We start from the raw sequence: 18666 nt of genomic DNA, 5'->3' as shown, positions 1-18666 counted from the left end.
AAAGTCCCCCGACTATCAAGGGATGCGAGGGGGATCTCCGGGCAATAAACAGCGCGAACAGAAACGTATTGGAATATACAGATATTATAATTAAAGTGCGATCGACTATGCTTACTCTATCTCCAGAATTAAAAGAAAGATTAGCAACTCCGCTAAAAATCGGCGACTTTGAAGTCAAAAGTCGTGTTCTGCAATCGCCCTTATCCGGCGTAACCGATTTAGTATTTCGCCGCCTGGTGCGCCGCTACGCCCCGGATTCGATGATGTACACCGAAATGGTCAACGCTACGGGTTTGCACTACGTGAAGCAACTGCCACGAATTATGGAAATCGATCCAAACGAGCGCCCGATTAGCATTCAATTGTTTGACTGTCGGCCGAATTTTTTGGCGGAAGCGGCACAAAAAGCTGTAGCAGAAGGAGCGGATACTGTTGATATTAATATGGGCTGTCCGGTTAACAAAATTACTAAAAACGGCGGCGGTTCTTCGCTGCTGCGAGATCCCGAAACAGCAGAGGCAATTGTGCGGGCGGTTGTGGATGCTGTAGATGTTCCTGTGACAGTGAAAACTCGCATCGGTTGGACTGACAAAGAAATTAATATTGTGGAATTTGCCAAGCGGATGGAAGATGCGGGAGCAAAAATGATTACCGTGCACGGGCGCACGCGATCGCAAGGTTACACCGGCCCGGCAAAATGGGAGTGGATTCGCCGTGTTAAGGAAGTTTTATCGATTCCCGTCATTGGTAACGGAGACATTTTTTCAGTGGAAGCAGCGGTGCGGTGTCTCGAAGAAACTGGCGCCGACGGAGTGATGTGTTCGCGGGGAACTTTGGGCTATCCATTCTTGGTGGGAGAAGTCGATTATTTCTTGAAAACAGGTGTGGAAAAGATACCTCCGACACCAATTGAACTCCTTGAATGTGCTAAGGAACATCTACGGGCTTTGTGGGAATACAAAGGTGAAAGCGGTGTCTCTCAAGCGCGCAAGCACTTAACCTGGTATGCTAAGGGCTTCCCCGGTGCTGCGGAATTGCGGGGTGTGTTGGCTGTGGTAGAAACGGTTGAGCAAGGTTGCGAATCGATCGATCGCGCGATCGAGCAATTGCCAGCAGTTTAAAACCCTGGGAGAGGGACTCGCCAAAAGCCCGCTGTTGCGAGTCCAATCGCTGGCAAAAAGTAAGGTTCGTAGTGAGGACTTTAGTCCTCTAATTCAGAGGACTAAAGTCCTCACTACGAACCGTTTTTATTAACAGTTGAAAATTTGTGTGTAGGGGAAAGCATGGACTCATTAAAAGGGCGAGATTTATTAAGTCTGGCCGATTTAAGCATTGACGAATTAAATTATTTACTGGATCTCGCAACCAGTTTAAAATCGGGAATGGTCAAGCTGAAACGCAACAAAGTTCTCGGCTTGTTATTTTCCAAAGCTTCGACACGAACGCGGGTGAGTTTTACGGTGGCAATGTATAAATTGGGAGGGCAAGTAATCGACCTCAATCCCAATGTAACACAAGTCAGCCGTGGCGAACCGTTGGTAGATACCGCCAGAGTTTTAGACAGATATTTAGATATTTTGGCAATTCGGACTTTCGAGCAAAAGGATTTAGTAACCTTTGCCAATTATGCCAAAATTCCTGTAATTAATGCGCTAACAGATGACGAACATCCATGTCAAGTGCTGGCGGATTTAATGACAGTCAAAGAGTGTTTTGGCAAGCTGGAAGGACTGACGCTGACTTATTTTGGTGACGGCAACAACATGGCTAATTCGCTGATGTTGGGCTGTGCAATGATGGGGATGAATGTCAGAATTGCTTGTCCTAAAGATTTCCTGCCAAATCCTGAAATAGTAGCAAAAGCTGAGGCGATTGCTAATGGCAAAACCGAAGTTACTGTGACGGCTGATGCGGAAGCTGCTGCTAAGAATACTCAAGTGATTTACACTGATGTTTGGGCAAGTATGGGACAGGAAGAGGAGGCTAAACTCAGAATTCCTTTGTTTGAACCTTATCAGGTAAATGAACGACTGGTAGGGATGGCCGATCGCAATGCCATCGTACTGCACTGTTTGCCGGCACACCGGGATGAAGAGATTACCGATGCGGTGATTGAAGGTTCGCGATCGCGCGTTTGGGATCAAGCGGAAAATCGGATGCACGCTCAGCAAGCTTTGCTGGCTAGCATTCTCGAAAGCGATTAGGTTAATAAGATAAGACGGCGGTTAAGACGGCGGTTAAGACGGCGGTTGAAACCGCGTCTACACAGACAAAACCCACCTCCGTGGGTTGAAGAGTGGGCAGTTAAAATTACGCGATCTTCGGAGTCTTCCGTTATTTCAAAATAAGACGGCGGTTGAAACCGCGTCTACACAGACAAAACCCACCTCCGTGGGTTGAAGAGTAGGCGGTTAAAATTACGCGATATTCTGAGTCTTCCGTTATTTCAACCGCCGTTTTATCTGAACCGTATTGGATCAAAACCGACTGCAATTATTGTATTAGTTTGATAGCGGTTGTCAATTTGATATAATAGGTGGCAGCATTTCCCCAATTGCAATATTAAAAGCGGGAAATTGCAGCGGTGAAATACTGGCAGTTTCCTCAAGAATGACTTCGCTTTGATACCCATCATCAGCGGGTTCTCGAAAAACGTGCAGTTGTCTGTCATTCACATTTAATACCCAATAATCCACAATTCCCGATCGCGCGTAAATTTTGGCTTTAATTTCGCGATCGTAAGCTAAGCTGCTGTCTGCCACTTCGATAATTAGATATACTTCTGATGGCGTCGGATGGTGAGTGGCGTAGTCAAAGGGATCGATTCTAACTACAGCGATATCCGGTTCGGGTTCGGAATTGTCATCGAGGGCGATCGGATCTTGCATTCGTACCCAAGCCAGATTTCCAAAAAGGTTTTGCAGCAATCTATCTGTACGCCCTAAAGCGGAGGTGTGAGCAGTTCCTTTTGCACTCATTCTGATAATATTTCCTGAAACTAATTCGACTCGTTCCTCTGGGTGAAAAAATCCCATCTCTCCCAGCTTCTGATATTCTTTAACTGTCCATTTGCGGAGCGTAAAAGGGGCTTCTGTTATTAGCATAGCTTCACCAAAAATATCGCAATTCCATCCAGGATAATTTTATTGTAGCTTATTAGGTAAAGTATGCAGCGGTAATCCGAGCGGGATTGTGCAGCCTCTCTATTCCCTCTCTCTGCGCCCTCTGCGCCCTCTGCGGTTAATAAAAAAACAATAAAATGATTCAAATGATTCAGGTTTCGATCGCCGAATTGGCGTAAATTGCCAATTGCGATCGATTTCGTAAATTCAACCGATTCAGTAGATGAGTAACATGAGTTTTCACCGTTCCCTCAGAAATAAACAACTGCTGGGCAATATCTCGGTTAGTTAAACCTTTACCAATCAACTGCAATACCTCTTGTTCGCGCGGGGTTAATTGTGTCAGTGCAGCGAGTTTCGAGGGTTGAGCGGTAGGTGCTGGATTAGTAGGTTCTGAATTAGTAGGTGCTGCACAAAATCCTGTTATTAGCTTATCCATTAAGCCAGGAGCCAGTTGAGTATAACCCGATTGCACCAAACGAATTGCCTGTGCTAACTCTTCCGATGGCATATCTTTCAACAAATAGCCCTTGGCCCCGGCCCGCATCGCATCAACAATGTATCCATCGTCATCAAAGGTAGTTAATACCAAGACACTCGTATTTGGAAATGACTGGCAGATCAGGCGAGTTGCTTCTCTACCATCCATCACGGGCATTTTTAAATCCATTAATACAACATCGGGTTGGAGAGCTTCGACTTGCTCTAGAGCAGCTTTACCGTTGTGGGCAATTCCAATCACTTCTAAATCTGATTCTAGGCTTAACATAGCCTTGAGCCCTTGGCAGATAAGCTGCTGATCGTCAACTAGCAATAGACGAATCATGGGGAAATTCCTAAATCTCTTATCCCATAATAGTTCTTAATTGCACAGACAAAGAAAAAACGCCAAAAGAGGTTACGTTAATTTTACATTTTGTTACATGAAGTAATTTATTTTCGCCTACCTACTTAACGGCAGGCTAACATCGATTCTACATCCCGCTGCGGGTGATGTTTCCAGGTGAAACTCTCCGTTGAGAGAAGCAATTCGCTCTTGCATTCCTCGCAATCCAAACCCGCCAGTACCACTTTCTAATTTGAACCCCCGCCCGTTATCCTCAACAGTCAGGTGCACTCGATCGCCCGTTGTGTGCAATTGCAGATGAACCTCGGTAGCTTGGGCGTATTTGCAAATGTTAGTCAATGCTTCTTGCACGATGCGATACAGCGTTTTGACAACTTGAGGTGGTAATACAACTTCCACGCAAATGCTGCTGGTAACAGTAATGCCCATACTCTGGCGAAAGTCTTCCATCAGCGAGGAAATCCCCTGTTCCAAGGTTTCTTCTGCTTCTGCGTCAGCCCTCAGCGCATTTACCGATTGTCGAACTTCTTTCATCGCCACCTTACCGAGTCGGTGTGCTTGTTCCAAAAACGGTTGTGCCTCTGTTGGGTCATGCTGCCAGAGTTTCATGGCGGTTTGCAGTTGAATGTTGAGCGAAGTCAAGGCGTGACCCAGCGAATCGTGAATCTCTCTAGCAATGCGATTGCGTTCCTGAACCGCTGCTAAATCTTCTATTTGCAGGGCATATTCTCGTAGCTGCGCGTGGGCTTGCGATAGTTGTTCCTGAGTTCTACGTTCTGCTAGTAAGGTACTGACCAACTGCGACACGAAAAATAGCCCCAATCCAAACATCAACAATTCTGCCGTCTGGTGCATCCAAATTTGTTGTTGCTCGACATTAGGCAACATCAGGGGTATCACTCTTTGAAGATACTGAACTTGATGAAACATATACATTACCAGCGAAAGACCTGCCACTATCCACCGACCGGGAGATTCAAATAAAAAACAACTGCGAATTAACACGATCAAATACAGCGTCGGTAGGATATGCAGGTATCCCAAGGTTGTTCCGTAGAAGATCAGACCCATTTCGATCGCCGTATAGAGATAGCGAAACGAAGTTTTGCCTGCCGGCAAGATCCATCCCATCAAGGCCAGGGATACCAGGATCAGAATGTGCTGTACGGGAATACTTTGACGCTGCCACGCTTCGATGCCTGCCATCACTCCACAACTGGCTAACATGATCCATTCGGTGTACAGCAAAAAGCGAAACGGTTGGGGTTGGGTTTTTAGTAGGGATGCGATCGCAGTCATGGCAGGGGCCTCCAGTAGTTGTGGCTCTCAGTATTCCCAAAAAATACTGCAAGTCAGACTGAATGTCTATAAAACTCGGCAATTTTCTAACTTTCGCTGATGCTACCCCTGGGAACTATGACTAAAGTTATAGCCGATCGGGAGAGGCAGCGCGAACATCGCACTCGGCAGTAATGGGCGATCGCGACTTTTGGCAGATAAGCGGGCGATCGAGAATATCCATTTCGTTGATGTCAGATCGAGACGTTTTTCAGATGTGTTGAACCGAGTTTATTTCCTAAGATTGTGACATAGCAAACCAAAGCAAACAGTTTTGATTTGCCTCAATAATTCACTTAATATCTAGGAGCAACCAACATGGCTTTAATTAATGGAACCAACGGCAACGACAATCTGAACGGTACTGCTGCTAGCGATACCCTGCGGGGATTGGACGGAAACGATAATCTGTTTGGCGGTTTCTTTGGGGACGATCTTCTGGATGGTGGAAACGGAAATGATACAGCGACCTATCTAGGATTTGGTAATAATATAATTGCGTCTTTAGAGACTAACAAAGCAACTTTTTTTGGAGGTAGCGGAACTTTCATCGGTATTGAAAACTTAATTGGTGGTAACAATCAAGATGTCTTGACTGGCAACGCTTTTAACAATCTGATCGATGGTAGTTTTAGCAATGACGACATCTCGGGCCGGGCAGGGGACGATCGCCTAATTGGTGGAGACGGATTCGATACTTTAAGGGGAGAATTAGGCAACGATAACCTGCGAGGTGGCAACGATACGGATTTGCTAGACGGTGGAGATGGGGCAGATTTCCTCGCTGGCGACAAGGGTAACGATACGATGATCGGCGGCAGTGGCGATGACAACTTTCAATGGGTGGATGGCGACGGCAGCGATCTGATTCAAGGCGGCAGCGGTAGCGATAATTTGTTATTCAACGGTTCGATCGCGCAAGGGGATAATATTAACCTCACCCAATCGGGATCGAACATTGTATTGCAGCGCACCAATCTCGTCCCCGTAACCTTAACAACCACAGGCATAGAAAGTTTTAATGCAATTAACGGTTTAGGTGGCGATGATGTTTTGACTGTCAGCAATCTAGGCGTGGCAAGCGGTGTCGGATTTATCCAATTCACGGGGGGGGATGGCAACGATCGCCTGAATGCGAACTCCAGTGTATCGCCAAACATCGATTCTAGTGGTGGTAACGGTAATGATGTTTTGAACGGCGGTAACGGCAACGACTCGCTATCGGGCGATCGAGGAAATGACGTTATTGTTGGGGGTAACGGGAACGATTTAATTAAAGGTGCCGAGAGTGGCAATCTGGGACGGGGTGAGATCGATGTGCTCATCGGCGGCGCAGGTCGAGATACTTTTGTGCTGGACAATTTCTATAATGATGGCAACATCATTGCAGATGGCGATGCGCTCAACTTTTTCAATGGCATTGATGGCACGGGAGATTTTGCTCGCATCATAGACTTCAGAATCGGTGACGATCTGATTCAACTGTCCGGGCCTCGCAATAGCTATGAGCTCAAACCCATCACCAATTCCCTGCGAGGAGGGAGTGTCGCTCAAGATATGGGAGTTTTCAAGAAAGGATTTTTACAGCCCCTTGAGTTGATTGCGATCGTTCAAGATGCACCCAGTAACCTAAATATCAACGATACAACGCAATTCAGAATCAGCTAGTTTTGTGTCGATCGATCGCACTGCTGTTAGTTTGGAGCGAGTTTTGATTGTAGCTTGGGTAAGGTGCACGGGTTTCAGCTTAACTTGTTTTCCTGCGGTCAGCTTAATGCGCTTTCTCCCAGTCCGGCAGGGGTTTAAACCCCTGCCTCATAGCTTAAGTCGGTTAAAACCGACTGCAATTATTAAATTTATAGCCTTTCTCACAAAGATTCGCGGACGTTGTTGGGAAGAAGGCCCTCTTGATTTAAGCGGTTATATAAGCTGTCAGTCATACCTCATCTTTCTGAGAAAGGCTATATTACATAAATTAATCGTTACAAATAGATAATTCATGAATTAGTAAGGTGCGCAGTGCACACCCTAAAAAGTGGCTACAAACTAGCGAAGTAAGGTGCACATTGTGCACCCTACAGACTGATTAAGAGGCGGCGAAATTCACTTTTGTGACTTCACCTGCGACAACATTAACTGTTTGTTGAATTTGACTTCCATCAACTTTTAACTGATAAGTTCCCGGAGAAAGCTCGATCGCACCAAACCATCCTTTACCATCCGCCCGCAGTTGGCGCACCTTGCCACCAGCATTAACTGCCTGCAATGTCAAGCCCGCGCCGTCGCAGCTTCCTTGGCACTGTTGCAAATTTCCGGCGATCGCCCCAGCAGTCGGCCGCGACTTCCAAGGCATATCAGGAATCCCCGCCGGAGTGGCCCACACAGGCTGAGTTTGAACAGTTTTACCCGTTGCACCATCAACGTATTGACTAGGCTGCGACAGCGCATTATAAAACCAATCATTACTCTGCGACAGGAATTTCCAAGGCTGACGGGGCAAATCACCACTACCGCCCGATCGCAATTCAACGTTACTGTAAATATTGGTGCTAGCGTAGGAATAAAGCACCGTACCAGCAACGCGATTTCCTTTCGCAGAAGGCGCTTCGGCGCGGCGAATCTGCCCTAGAGTGTCTTCGATGTAGTTGAGATAGTTGCCAGGCCCGATCGCGATTTGGCGGTTGTACTGGTGGTCTTTAGCGTACTCGATCCAGTGGTCGTAACCCATCTTTTGCTGTGGCTTGTACTCGCGCTGGTAAGTCATCGGCATCGCCATGTCGAGAATACCTTCTTCCAGCCAAGCGCGCCAATCCTGCAATACTTCTCTGTAGGGCTGCGTTTTATACCAGCCTGCATCGTTAGCTGGGCCGTCTCCCCAGGCGATCGTCGCTGCGGTAATTTTAACGCGCGGTTTAATCGCCATGGCTTCTACATAAAGCTTCCGCACTAAATTTGTCACCTGATCGCGCCGCCACTGCATCCACAGAGGATCGCTGGCTGCCGGTTTGCCCGATCGACCGTTTTGTTGGTTGAAACGGGCGATCGAAGTAGGATTGTAGCCCCAATTCGGCCCGCCGTAGCGCACGTAATCTAGCTGTACGCCGTCCACATCGTAGCGCTTCAACAAGTCCAAATAGACAGAAACAGTATAATCTAGGGCGTCTGGATTACCGGGATCGAGGAAACCTTTCGCTTCGCCACTCGAAATCAGCATCGCCCAATTGTCCTTTCCTGGGGCATTGGGCCCATGTTGTTGCCAAACATGATTTGCAGGAAGTTTACCACCGGAAACTACTGGTAGCGTCACCATCCAAGCGTGTACTTCTATACCTGCGGCGTGGGCTTTGTCAATCAAATCTTGGAGGGGATCGAAACCTGCTGGAACATTCGGATCGGTGGTGCGGGGTTCGATCGCACTCGTGTAAAAGGCATCGCCACGGCGGCGGACTTGGGCGACGATCGCGTTGGCATTAGCCCTCTGTGCGTCAGCAATCAACTTGGTTACTTCTTGAGGCGTTTTGAAACCGGGGTTGAATGCGTCCACCCAGAAGGCGCGAAATTCGCTGGTTGGGGTTAGTGGAGGCATAATGGCGATTGCGCGATTCGGGAACAAGTTGGATAACCAACCGGGAGTCAGCAGAAAACTGATTGTTAAGCCGATCGCGAACAGGCTTGACAAAAAGAGTGTTTTAGTCTTTCGCATGAGGAATGTGTGAGAGAGCGTTTAACTGTCTTTTACGGACGTTTGGTGTGAGCGTCCGCTTGACATTTTGGCACATCTTTGAGTTAAAAAACTGATAGCGTGAAACTGTGTTCTGGAATAGCGATCGCTTATACTGGATTCTGGTATTTTCTATACAATCGCTTTATTTTTTCAATGTACGAACGCACTGATAGTGAGATTGAAGCAATTCAAGAACTACTCTCGCCACACTTTGGAACTGGTTTTGAGCCTGACGAACTGACAAATAGCGAACAGACAATCATCGAACAGGTATTGAAGTATGTAGGTAGCCGATTTACCCGGATGAAATATATCCTGGGTCTTGCCCTTGATTTTGCGATCGTCGCACAGCGTCTATCTAATGTTGATGACTCTGCCAAAAGATTAAGAGAAAATCTGACAATTGAACAATTATTTCAACGTTATCAAGTTGTCACTGAACGGGGAGAACAACAGGCAAATACACTAACTTTAAAATTTGGTCAATCAACTCAAGTAGGTATCCGACGTATAGAAGAGTCTATTGTTCAATTTTTTCACAGTCTCAATCGTTCTAAATATCCCAGTGCTTATGTTTACAATACAGGTCAATGGCAAAAATTTCAAGACCTACTGATTCTCTGTTTTAGTCTATCCGAGTCTGGACGATTTCAACTATGTCAACAACTTATTGATTTTGGTCTCGAACGATTGCTAAAGAACATATTTGTTACGAGAGAATCTTTGCGAATTCGCTTATTTGCCGAGATAGTAAGCAATTACCCGCGCAGCGATCCAGATGAAAATGGAGGTTTAGTTTTTCAAGCCATTGCTTGCGGTTATTTCAAAGCAGATCGACCTCATCTTAGCTTTGTAGTTGATAAGGTACGCACAGGTTCGTCAAGACAGCGGCGTTTTGGAGATATTGATTGTTATTACGGCTTGGATCTAGAAATATCAATAGAAGTAAAAGACTGCCACATTTCCATGAAAAACGTCAAGCAACAATTGGGAAGTTTCCAGAAACAAGTAACAGGTAATCAAATCCTTGGTGTGGCTTTTATACTCTCCATAGACGGCGAAGCGAGTTCTATACTTAGCGACAGTGGCATCATTTCCTTCGCACAAGATGAGTTAATTAGATCCGTGAGGATCTGGGATTGGCAAAAGCAGGATGCAGCCGTGCATGAGATGCTTCACTATCTTGCTCATGTTGAACAGAATCCTAGTGCTGTTGGCAGACTGCTGGCATTTATTCGCGATCGAGATCCCCAACACAACTCTCTTACTTATTATCAAAGTTAAACTGTGATTTCAAGAGCAAGCTGAATCGGAAAATTCAACTCTGAATTGAGTGACTTTACTTTTTGCGATCGGGCTATAACAATTTCATCATCTGAATGGCTTTGATAAGCCTTGATAACTTCCTTTCCTACCGCAAATCCGAGTAGTGGCGGTACGGCATTTCCGACTTGAAGGTACTGTGATGTTCTCGAACCAATCACCTCAAAATCATCGTCAAAAGATTGCAGCCTCAATCCTTCACGGACAGTCAATCCCCGATGCTGACTTGGATGAGTCGCTCGTGCAGACGAAGGTTTTCTCATGTTAGATGTTACAGCAATAGCTGGTTTATCACTAGCTAGCCGAGCATAGCTATTGTGAAAACCGCTGGCTGGTTGAAGGATCTCGGGAATTGACTTTCTGTTGCCACCATCTGGGATATACTTCAGAATTTCAATTAACTTTTGTGAATGATTGGCCGCCTCGTGATGTAGCAATATATTGGCGGTTTTCCGCCTAGCTATTTGATACTCAGTTTGCGGCATAATCTGGTAAAATTTACAAATCTCTCCAGCATTTAATGGCGGTAAATCTGAAATTGCATCAGCTACATTGACATAATAGTGAGAACTTGGCAGTGGAAACTCAGGCGGCAGCAATCCATCAAGCCAACCTATAAAAAAAGCACGCTTTCGCAGTTGTGGTACGCCGTAGTCAGCCGCTTTTAAAAGGCGACATTTCATGTGATAGCCGATATCAGCAAAGCTAGCGATGACTGAATCGCGCACTTTGCCTCCCTGCATTACCAACATTCCTTCAACATTCTCGATAATCACATAAGCCGGACGAATTTCAGCCACCAAGTCGCGAAAATTGCACCATAAAGAATTGCGAGGATCTGTAATCTCTCGCTTGCCAACGGTGCTAAATCCTTGGCACGGTACTCCCCCAGTAATGATGTCGATTTCTGCTACCGAAATTTTAAAGAACTCCTCTATCTCGGAAACGGTTGTCTGTGTTAAGTCAGATAGCAAACAGGGAAGTGGAGATAGGTTTCGTTCAAAAGTTTGTTTGGCGTTTTGACAGTAATCTATGCCGCCGATTGCTTGAATTCCAGCACGTTTAAAACCCAGAGTTAACCCTCCAATGCCGCAAAACAAGTCAAGGCTACGCGGAAAATGCTTTGTTTGAGTTTTTGTCATCGTTAGCTACCTCTTGAGAGAACTATATGAAAAGTCAACATACTTTTGCGAACTTACGGCACTTCCGACTGGGATCAGAATGTCCGCGCTGACTTCGTTCATTTTAACGGACAACATCTGTTGCAGGCTTATTCAAAAGATGAAAATATTTGTGAGCCAGAATGATGCTAAAATACGCTGTTTGTATGGCTGGTGCTGGCATCAGCACAACATATACTGTGATGTCAGCGGTTGAATTGACCGGAAATTGTCGATCGCACTCAGTAAACCAAATCAGTAGTTAGGCAAAATATGTCTGCAATGGAAAAAAAACCGATCGATGGATTGTGGGTATCAGTATTATACTTCGCTCAGGGTCTCCCGTACACCGTCGTTAATTTAATGTCGGTGATTTTTTTGAAAGGGATGGGAACCAGCAACGAACTAATCGGATTGACAAGTCTGTTATCTTTTCCTTGGGTATTAAAAGGTTTGTGGGGGCCCGTTGTTGATATGTATTCCACTAAACGCAAGTGGATTTTAAGAACGGAAATCATTTGTGCTTTTCTGTTTGCTTTCCTAGCTTTTGGTGTGTTGACGCCCCTGGCTATTATTATATCGCTGGTTGTCTTTACAGCGATCGCCTTTGTTTCAGCTACTCACGACATCGCCATTGACGGATTTTATTTAAACACTCTCAATAAAGACAAACAAGCACTATTTGTCGGTGTTCGCAACACGGCTTATAGAGGTGCCGTGATTGTCGGTAGCGGTGTCTTGGTTTTCTTGGCCGGTAAACTAGCAGAACAGCATTTAATCCCGGTAAATGCAGGCGATACTAAAACATATCAGGAGATTCCGCTGTCACTTTTCGGTTCGTCTTATAATGTGTCTCCGATTAACTACGGATGGGCGACAGCCTTTGGCATTTGCGCGCTGATTTTTGTGCTGATTTATCTGTTTCAGCGGTGGTATCTTCCCTATCCTAGAAATTCTGCTGCGGAAACAGGCGCACCCCAACAAAAAATTAGCTTTTTTGAGTCATTTAAAACCTATTTCCAGCAAGATAAAATTGGTTGGATTGTGACTTATGTCTTGATTTTTCGATTGGGAGATGCCCTGACTTTTAAAATGGCTCCTCCATTTTTAATGGATAAAGTTGAGAAGGGAGGATTAGCAGTTTCTACGTCAGATATGGGTTTGCTATCAGGTACTGTCGGGATAATTTTTCTGTTAATCGGAGGGTTGCTGGGCGGTTATTTGATTGCGAAACAAGGACTGAAAAAATGGATGTGGCCGACGGCGATTATGCAAAATTCAACTAACTTGCTGTATTGGATGTTGGCAATCAATCAACCGGGGATTGAGTGGGCCTATGCTGTAAATTCGATCGAGCAATTTACTTACGGACTTGGTGTAGCTGCCTATACAGTGTTCTTAATGCGGACTGTCCGCCCTGATTACGAAGCATCCCACTACGCGATTACCACGGCTTTCATGGCCGCAGGAGTGCTGATTCCGGGCGTTTTTAGCGGTTATTTACAGACTGCATTGGGCTATCAAAATTATTTCTTGTTTAGTTCACTGGCTGTGATTCCCGGTATGCTGACGATTTTCTTTTTGCCACTAGAAGATGAGAAAAAATTAGAATCTATGCCCCGGCCTGGACTGGACGATCCAGATTAATTAAATTGTATCTGTAATTAGGTACGTAGTTGCGATGAAAGCGCGCTCTTGGTGAATATAAGCTAAGAGCGCTGAAGCGCAACTACGTACCTTAGAGGGAGGCAACGCAACCTTTGATCGATACTTTTGATAGTTTTATATCTCCTATCCTGACAATTGCTCCACCCTGGATTGCCCCGATAGATAAGGGGTAGGCACGGGACACTACCCCTACAAATCTTCATGAATATTTTAGGAATACTATAATTTACTCCACAAAATATAGGACACAACAATGTTGTATCCCTACCCCATATAGCAATCCTAAAATTAGGTACTTAGTTGGGCAAAGTGCGCTCTTCATAATATAAGCTAAGAGCGCTGAAGCGCAACTACGTACCTTTAGGATTGCTATAGTCGCCAACTAAATCGAAATAAAATCCCTGGCTGTTAGCGGACTGCTTAGTACGCCGAAGAAACTGGCAAGAACTTCACCACTGCTGGCAATTTCGATGGTTGTTGAAATATCGGCTTGAGTAATTCTCAGTTGGTTGAAGCTCAAACCTCTGGTCAAACCAATTGAATCTTGACCCTGTTGAAAGTCTAGAAGTGTATCTGTACCGGCCCCTGCTCCTAACACAAATACGTCCCGTCCAGCACCACTAATTAACAGATCCGCACCCACTCCGCCAACGAGGGTATCGTCCCCGTCTCCCCCGCTCAAATTGTCATCTCCTTTGCCCCCGAATAGTTGGTCATTGCCGAGGCCACCGCTGATAATATCGTTACCTTTATTGCCGCTGAGAGTATCGTTTCCCCCATTACCAGTTATAATATCGTCCCCGGCCAAACCTGAGGTTGTATTGTTGGCATCGTCGCCTACTAAATTATTAATTTGGGAGAGGTCGAGAGCAGTTTTCATTGCAAGAACGTTTCCGAGAAAAGAGGTTCCCGGAGTGGTTCTCAATTGCTCTAAACTGCTGCGGGAAGCCAGGGCTTTTCCTAAGGGTGGCAGCGCAAAGTTTAAGCCTGCTAACAGCTCTAAATAATCTGAATCTGTAAAATTGAAATCCGGGCGGTTCAACTGGTCTACAGATATCTCTGTCTTGGTCAAACCGGGAGGAGGAGAGCTTAACAAACCACTTTGGGTGTGCTTGTCCAAGACAAGTAGCGGGTTAATAATCGGGTTAGTAAATGTTTCAAGAACTACTTTTCCGGGAAGAAAAGCTTCTCCTCCCAAACTAACAAAATCGCCACTAACTATATAGTGAGTTACATTTTTGCCTGCACTCGCTTTCTGCTTAAATGTATTGACTATACTTTGAGCAATTCCGGGAGAATTAAAGGTAACAATATCTCCGATCGCAGATGTGAATTCTGTGGCGGCTAGTTGCGTTATGGCGCCGCCCAAGCTGTGCCCGAGAAGGTCTGGTGGCAAGCGGCGGGGGTTTTTTGTTGTGTCTTGACCGATTTGTGTCAGCCAAGTTCCTAAGGCTTGTTTGTTGGCTTCAAATTGGTTGAAGCCGACGCTTCGCTTGTCTGCGTTGGCAAGATCGTCTACGAGGGAGTCGGTGCCGCGAAATACTAGAACTGGCGGTTTGTCTGGGGTGGTGGAGATTAAGCCGATCGCGTGAAATCCCGTTAGGGGATCGTCAAAAGTGCGATCGATTCGGTAGCCGACAGCCGTCAAACCAGCTTGAACTACAGTTTGTAACTGGGGGTTGTTATCTATGTAAACAAGCTGCTTGGCTATAGTTTCGTAAGCGGCGGGGGATGATGGCATATTTTTGTTATTTCCTGTCGTTTGATTGGGATTGGCTTTTTAAGCTAGTCAACTCATTTTACAGTAAATTAGGTTAATAAACAATATTTGTTTCTCCTATTGCGCGTTCCTAAATCACCCAATAGTCGGCTTGTGGCAGCGGATTTCGCAATAGCAAAAAACACACAAAAAAAGATTTACGCGCAATAACTTGCAGTTGTTGCGCTACCCAAACTACTATTTTTATCCATTAAATCTGCACGAAATCCGGTCGCGTGAGGTCGTTAGCGGACACGCCTCTGACGGTAGCAATAATTTCCCCAGTAATCGGGATAGTAATTACAGCTCCGTCAGCACTTGGGGTAACAATAATTTGAGGGTAAGTTAGACCCCGTGATAGGCCAATTAAATCTTCACCCTTTTTAAAATCGACAATCACATCTGCTCCGCCACCTGATTCTAATACAAAGCGATCGCGCCCTGCACCGCCAATTAAAAAATCGTTGCCAAATTCGCCGGAAATGAGGTCGTTTCCGTCGCCACCATCCAAAAAATCGTTGTTTCTGCCACCGTACAAGAAGTCGTCACCACTGTCGCCACTGAGGCTGTCATTATCTCGATTGCCTCTGAGAGTGTCGTTACCGGCGTTGCCGATAATTGTATCCTCTCCAGGGCCACCGCTAGCAGTATTGTTGCGAGCGTCGCCTAATAAATAATTTGCTTGCAGGGGAGCTAAACCGAATTGCATTTGTCTGATTAAGTCCACAAACGAAAATTCTGAGGCTGTTCTCAAACTCTCTGCACCGGCTCGGTTTCTGATTGCCACTGACACATTTGCTAGGGGAAAATTTAGTGCAGCAATAAACTCGTTAAAATCTGAGTCGTTGTTACTATAAGTAAATTCGGGACTGTTTAAGTTTTCGAGGGAAAATTGCCTCTGGAAAAAATCTGCGGGTGGAGCAGTTAACAAATTTTCTCTGCGATGTTTGGCTAAAACACTTAAGGGATTAATAGTCGGGTCTGTGAAAGTTTGGAGAAATACTTTTCCCTGGATAAATGCTTCGCCAAACAAACTGACAATATCTCCGCTGACAATGTAGTGACTGACATTTTTGTTGCCTGCCCTACTGAGATTTTTCCGAAAATTGCTGGCGATACTCGCTGAGACTCCGGGAGAGTTGAAAGTCAAGATATCGCCGCTCAGAGATGTGTATTCGCTGGCTACAATTTGAGCGATCGCTCCGCCCCAACTGTGCCCGACGACATCGGGCAATAATTTGCTGGGGTTTTTGGCAGTATCTTGACCGATTTCTGCGAGCCAGTTTTTGATACTATCTTTGTTTTTTTCAAATTCTGGTAAGCCTATGTCGCGGGAGGCAGAAAACATAGCGTCGCCGTCGATGAAGTCGGTACCTCGAAATACGAGGACTGGCGGTTTGGTGGGGTCAGAGGAACCGAAGCCGATCGCGTAAAATCCGGTTTCTTTGTCGTCCAATATGCGATCGATATAGTAGCCGTTAGTGTCCAGGAAGCGCGAAACTTGATTTTGCGCGTTCGGCTTTTGATTCAAAAAAACAATTGACTTAGCCAGAGCTTCATAAACAGCAGGCGAGGCACTCATAATATTTTATTTGGTGTTTGTTGGTATTTGCGATCGCTCTGGTTTTGAGCTAATTTTCCACTGTCAGCCATTATAACTGACAAGATTTGTATGGTACACTTGATAATATCTACTCAAGAATCATTTTTTGCGGTTATGACTATCATTCGTCAATACATTGCTCCATTGATCGCAATATTAGTATTTTTCGTGGCTCTGGTAGCAGTCAGCGCTCGCATCTTTTTGCCGGCTGACATGGCTGCCCCGGCACCGATTGAGGAACCGATCCCGCTCCATCAAGCGGTATCTCTGAATCCTATTTTCTTGGGGCTCAATTATTCCTCTCTCCCTGTCCAAATTCGCTGATGTCTGCTCAGTTGATACCGGGCTACAGGCTGCGATCGGGTTCTGGACTCGATCGCGCAAAACTGCTAAAGTTCCTGCACCATACTTACCGAGAGCTTTACCCCGATCGCGAATTGGGACATTTGGCTCAAACTGTCGAGCAGTATTTTTCTAAACAGACGCCGCTTTGGTGGGTAGAGTGCCTGAAAAACAGCCCGTTCGAGGGAGAAAGTTTTTCCGGGATCCCCTCGCAGCCGGCAAATCCCACATCAGTTGTCGGATGTTTGTGGTTGGGAAATGCGATCGACCAAACCACTGGAGAACGCCACGGTCACATTTTTCTGCTCTACATAGCACCGGAACACCGCCGTCAGGGACTAGGTGCAGCTTTAGTTATTCAGGCAGAAAATTGGGCGCGTTCAAGAGGCGATCGGCAAATTGGTTTGCAAGTTTTTCTGAGCAATCAGCCTGCGATGAATCTCTATCAAAAATTAGGCTATGAGAGTCATTCTGTCTGGATGATCAAATCTCTTTGAAAAACCAGAGGTATTTGTTTGCAGTCAGGGGTGCAGCGGCTTGTGCAAGGCAAATATGTTTGTAGGGGCGAAGCATGACCGCAGTCAATATAAAATTATAACTAATAACTTATATGCGGTCATGCTTCGCCCTCTTCAAAAACCAGATGCACCAGCTCTTCTTCCTGACTGCGAACAATAGGAGGACTTGAGAGTTGAATCGGAATGCTTTTATTGCCGGAAATGCTAATTTATATTGACCGCTGAATCAGTTGCGCCCGTAGCATCCTCTCTGCGGTAAAGTTTTTTTATGAACAATAACGACTACACCAACGCCCTCGATCTTGATACGGAACTGGAAAGCCCTTTGGATCATTTTGATGAATCCGAACCCCCGCTACCAGATCCAGAGGAAATGCTGCCTTTGCTGGAATCGCCGGAACCTCAGCACCGGATGATGGCGGCGCGGGCTTTTTGCGAACTCCAGGACGATCGCGCGATTTCGCATTTAATTAATTTGTTAAGAGACGGTTGTCCCTTGGTGCGGGTGAGTGCGGCCTATGCTTTGGGGCGAAATCCAAGTCCCGATGCTGTGGAACCGCTGATCGAGCAACTCAACCGCGATTGGAACGGTTACGTTCGCAAAGGGGTAGTTTGGGCCTTGGGAAATTGCAGAGATCACCGCGCTTTATCGCCCTTAATTGATGCTCTGAGAACTGATATTTCGGCGGTACGTTTGTGGGCGGCGAGTTCTCTGGGTCAAATGGCAAAAGTTGGTTACTATGTGGTGATTGCGGGGATTCCACCGTTGATTCAAGCATTGCGAAGAGACTCTGTATCTGCCGTTCGCAGTAATTCCGCTTGGGCGATCGGGCAACTGGCGCGCGAGTTACCGAATAATGTAGTGTACGCTGGGGCGATCGACGCTTTAATTGAATCATTAGAAGAAGATGAAGACATGGGCGTGCGCGACGATGCTAAATCTTCGCTGTTGCGAGTCGGCGATCCGCGAGGTTTGCAGATTATTGAAGACTTAGAAATGGAAGGAATATTATAATGAATATTCCACAATTAAGCACCGTTTACAAATTCCCAATTACCCGTTACCAATTATGAACTTCATCAATCCCAAAACAGATTTTGGCTTCAAAAAAATCTTTGCATCGCCCCAGCACAAAGAAGTTTTGATTAGCTTCCTGAATGCCATGCTCTACAACGCAGAGCCGACAATTCAAGACTTAGAAATCATCGACCCCTACGCCGCACCAGCAATTACTGGTTTAAAAGACACTTACCTGGATGTC

At 45.8% G+C, this 18666-nt stretch carries 16 protein-coding genes; 9 read left to right on the top strand and 7 right to left on the bottom strand.

The window, feature by feature from the left end:
• The first annotated feature begins 107 nt into the window (after positions 1 to 107).
• The gene (gene dusB / locus JGK36_RS10385) at positions 108 to 1121 is read left to right on the top strand and encodes a tRNA dihydrouridine synthase DusB (protein WP_293178986.1); all 1014 of its coding nucleotides are present in this window, start codon (positions 108 to 110) and stop codon (positions 1119 to 1121) included.
• A gap of 162 nt (positions 1122 to 1283) precedes the next feature.
• Complete coding sequence (gene argF, locus JGK36_RS10380) at positions 1284 to 2204, top strand: ornithine carbamoyltransferase (protein ID WP_293178941.1); 921 nt, start codon at positions 1284 to 1286, stop codon at positions 2202 to 2204.
• A gap of 315 nt (positions 2205 to 2519) precedes the next feature.
• Here argF and JGK36_RS10375 read toward each other — a convergent pair whose 3' ends face one another.
• From JGK36_RS10375 to JGK36_RS10365, 3 genes are all read right to left on the bottom strand, one after another.
• Positions 2520 to 3104, bottom strand: coding sequence for a Uma2 family endonuclease (locus JGK36_RS10375; RefSeq protein WP_293178944.1), 585 nt, complete (start codon positions 3102 to 3104; stop codon positions 2520 to 2522).
• 169 nt (positions 3105 to 3273) lie between these two features.
• Positions 3274 to 3948: a response regulator transcription factor gene (locus JGK36_RS10370; RefSeq protein WP_293178947.1), complete on the bottom strand. Its 675-nt coding sequence runs from the start codon at positions 3946 to 3948 to the stop codon at positions 3274 to 3276.
• Between the two features lie 117 nt (positions 3949 to 4065).
• Positions 4066 to 5268 (bottom strand): sensor histidine kinase, encoded by a 1203-nt coding sequence (locus tag JGK36_RS10365; protein WP_293196792.1) that lies wholly within the window; start codon positions 5266 to 5268, stop codon positions 4066 to 4068.
• A gap of 357 nt (positions 5269 to 5625) precedes the next feature.
• Here JGK36_RS10365 and JGK36_RS10360 point away from each other — a divergent pair, with 357 nt between their 5' ends.
• The gene (locus tag JGK36_RS10360) at positions 5626 to 6975 is read left to right on the top strand and encodes a calcium-binding protein (protein ID WP_293178953.1); all 1350 of its coding nucleotides are present in this window, start codon (positions 5626 to 5628) and stop codon (positions 6973 to 6975) included.
• Positions 6976 to 7393: 418 nt separating this feature from the next.
• On the opposite strand, the gene JGK36_RS10355 is transcribed toward JGK36_RS10360, so the two are convergent.
• Positions 7394 to 8893, bottom strand: a complete 1500-nt coding sequence (locus tag JGK36_RS10355; protein ID WP_293196791.1) for a family 10 glycosylhydrolase — start codon at positions 8891 to 8893, stop codon at positions 7394 to 7396.
• Between the two features lie 216 nt (positions 8894 to 9109).
• Here JGK36_RS10355 and JGK36_RS10350 point away from each other — a divergent pair, with 216 nt between their 5' ends.
• Positions 9110 to 10315, top strand: a complete 1206-nt coding sequence (locus tag JGK36_RS10350; RefSeq protein ID WP_293178959.1) for a hypothetical protein — start codon at positions 9110 to 9112, stop codon at positions 10313 to 10315.
• Here the strand turns inward: JGK36_RS10350 and JGK36_RS10345 are convergent.
• A complete protein-coding gene (locus JGK36_RS10345) occupies positions 10312 to 11496 on the bottom strand; it encodes a DNA cytosine methyltransferase (RefSeq protein ID WP_293178965.1) in 1185 nt (394 codons plus the stop codon). The two genes, JGK36_RS10350 and JGK36_RS10345, sit on opposite strands and share 4 nt — an antisense overlap.
• A gap of 291 nt (positions 11497 to 11787) precedes the next feature.
• Between JGK36_RS10345 and JGK36_RS10340 the strand changes: the two genes are divergently transcribed.
• The gene (locus JGK36_RS10340; protein ID WP_293190596.1) at positions 11788 to 13161 is read left to right on the top strand and encodes an MFS transporter; all 1374 of its coding nucleotides are present in this window, start codon (positions 11788 to 11790) and stop codon (positions 13159 to 13161) included.
• Between the two features lie 403 nt (positions 13162 to 13564).
• Here the strand turns inward: JGK36_RS10340 and JGK36_RS10335 are convergent, their stop codons facing one another.
• Both JGK36_RS10335 and JGK36_RS10330 read right to left on the bottom strand, forming a co-directional pair.
• Positions 13565 to 14923: a calcium-binding protein gene (locus JGK36_RS10335; RefSeq protein ID WP_293178971.1), complete on the bottom strand. Its 1359-nt coding sequence runs from the start codon at positions 14921 to 14923 to the stop codon at positions 13565 to 13567.
• 229 nt (positions 14924 to 15152) lie between these two features.
• Positions 15153 to 16523 carry a calcium-binding protein gene (locus JGK36_RS10330; RefSeq protein ID WP_293178974.1) on the bottom strand — a complete coding sequence of 457 codons (1371 nt, stop codon included), beginning with the start codon at positions 16521 to 16523 and terminating at the stop codon, positions 15153 to 15155.
• A gap of 135 nt (positions 16524 to 16658) precedes the next feature.
• Here JGK36_RS10330 and JGK36_RS10325 point away from each other — a divergent pair, with 135 nt between their 5' ends.
• The 4 genes from JGK36_RS10325 to JGK36_RS10310 all read left to right on the top strand — a co-directional run.
• Positions 16659 to 16868 carry a hypothetical protein gene (locus JGK36_RS10325; protein ID WP_293178989.1) on the top strand — a complete coding sequence of 70 codons (210 nt, stop codon included), beginning with the start codon at positions 16659 to 16661 and terminating at the stop codon, positions 16866 to 16868.
• Positions 16868 to 17383 (top strand): N-acetyltransferase, encoded by a 516-nt coding sequence (locus JGK36_RS10320; protein ID WP_293178977.1) that lies wholly within the window; start codon positions 16868 to 16870, stop codon positions 17381 to 17383. The genes JGK36_RS10325 and JGK36_RS10320 overlap by 1 nt, the downstream gene beginning before the upstream one ends.
• Before the next feature lie 289 nt (positions 17384 to 17672).
• Complete coding sequence (locus JGK36_RS10315; protein WP_293150888.1) at positions 17673 to 18419, top strand: HEAT repeat domain-containing protein; 747 nt, start codon at positions 17673 to 17675, stop codon at positions 18417 to 18419.
• Positions 18420 to 18474: 55 nt separating this feature from the next.
• Positions 18475 to 18666, top strand: a 192-nt coding sequence (locus JGK36_RS10310) for a PD-(D/E)XK nuclease family transposase (protein WP_293178980.1), incomplete at its 3' end; no start/stop codon positions are given.

It is taken from the genome of Microcoleus sp. PH2017_35_SFW_U_B (genome assembly GCF_020737865.1).
Taxonomy (GTDB): Bacteria; Cyanobacteriota; Cyanobacteriia; order Cyanobacteriales; family Microcoleaceae; genus Microcoleus.
Note: the sequence above shows the minus strand (reverse complement) of the source record. Positions and strands in the feature narration are given on the sequence as shown.

Excerpts from the sequence above, each read along its gene's own strand:
- dusB (WP_293178986.1), top strand. The coding sequence starts at position 108 with ATGCTTACTCTATCTCCAGAATTAAAAGAAAGATTAGCAACTCCGCTA.
- argF (WP_293178941.1), top strand. The coding sequence starts at position 1,284 with ATGGACTCATTAAAAGGGCGAGATTTATTAAGTCTGGCCGATTTAAGC.
- JGK36_RS10375 (WP_293178944.1), bottom strand. The coding sequence starts at position 3,104 with ATGCTAATAACAGAAGCCCCTTTTACGCTCCGCAAATGGACAGTTAAA.
- JGK36_RS10370 (WP_293178947.1), bottom strand. The coding sequence starts at position 3,948 with ATGATTCGTCTATTGCTAGTTGACGATCAGCAGCTTATCTGCCAAGGG.
- JGK36_RS10365 (WP_293196792.1), bottom strand. The coding sequence starts at position 5,268 with ATGACTGCGATCGCATCCCTACTAAAAACCCAACCCCAACCGTTTCGC.
- JGK36_RS10360 (WP_293178953.1), top strand. The coding sequence starts at position 5,626 with ATGGCTTTAATTAATGGAACCAACGGCAACGACAATCTGAACGGTACT.
- JGK36_RS10355 (WP_293196791.1), bottom strand. The coding sequence starts at position 8,893 with ATGCCTCCACTAACCCCAACCAGCGAATTTCGCGCCTTCTGGGTGGAC.
- JGK36_RS10345 (WP_293178965.1), bottom strand. The coding sequence starts at position 11,496 with ATGACAAAAACTCAAACAAAGCATTTTCCGCGTAGCCTTGACTTGTTT.
- JGK36_RS10340 (WP_293190596.1), top strand. The coding sequence starts at position 11,788 with ATGTCTGCAATGGAAAAAAAACCGATCGATGGATTGTGGGTATCAGTA.
- JGK36_RS10335 (WP_293178971.1), bottom strand. The coding sequence starts at position 14,923 with ATGCCATCATCCCCCGCCGCTTACGAAACTATAGCCAAGCAGCTTGTT.
- JGK36_RS10330 (WP_293178974.1), bottom strand. The coding sequence starts at position 16,523 with ATGAGTGCCTCGCCTGCTGTTTATGAAGCTCTGGCTAAGTCAATTGTT.
- JGK36_RS10325 (WP_293178989.1), top strand. The coding sequence starts at position 16,659 with ATGACTATCATTCGTCAATACATTGCTCCATTGATCGCAATATTAGTA.
- JGK36_RS10320 (WP_293178977.1), top strand. The coding sequence starts at position 16,868 with ATGTCTGCTCAGTTGATACCGGGCTACAGGCTGCGATCGGGTTCTGGA.
- JGK36_RS10315 (WP_293150888.1), top strand. The coding sequence starts at position 17,673 with ATGAACAATAACGACTACACCAACGCCCTCGATCTTGATACGGAACTG.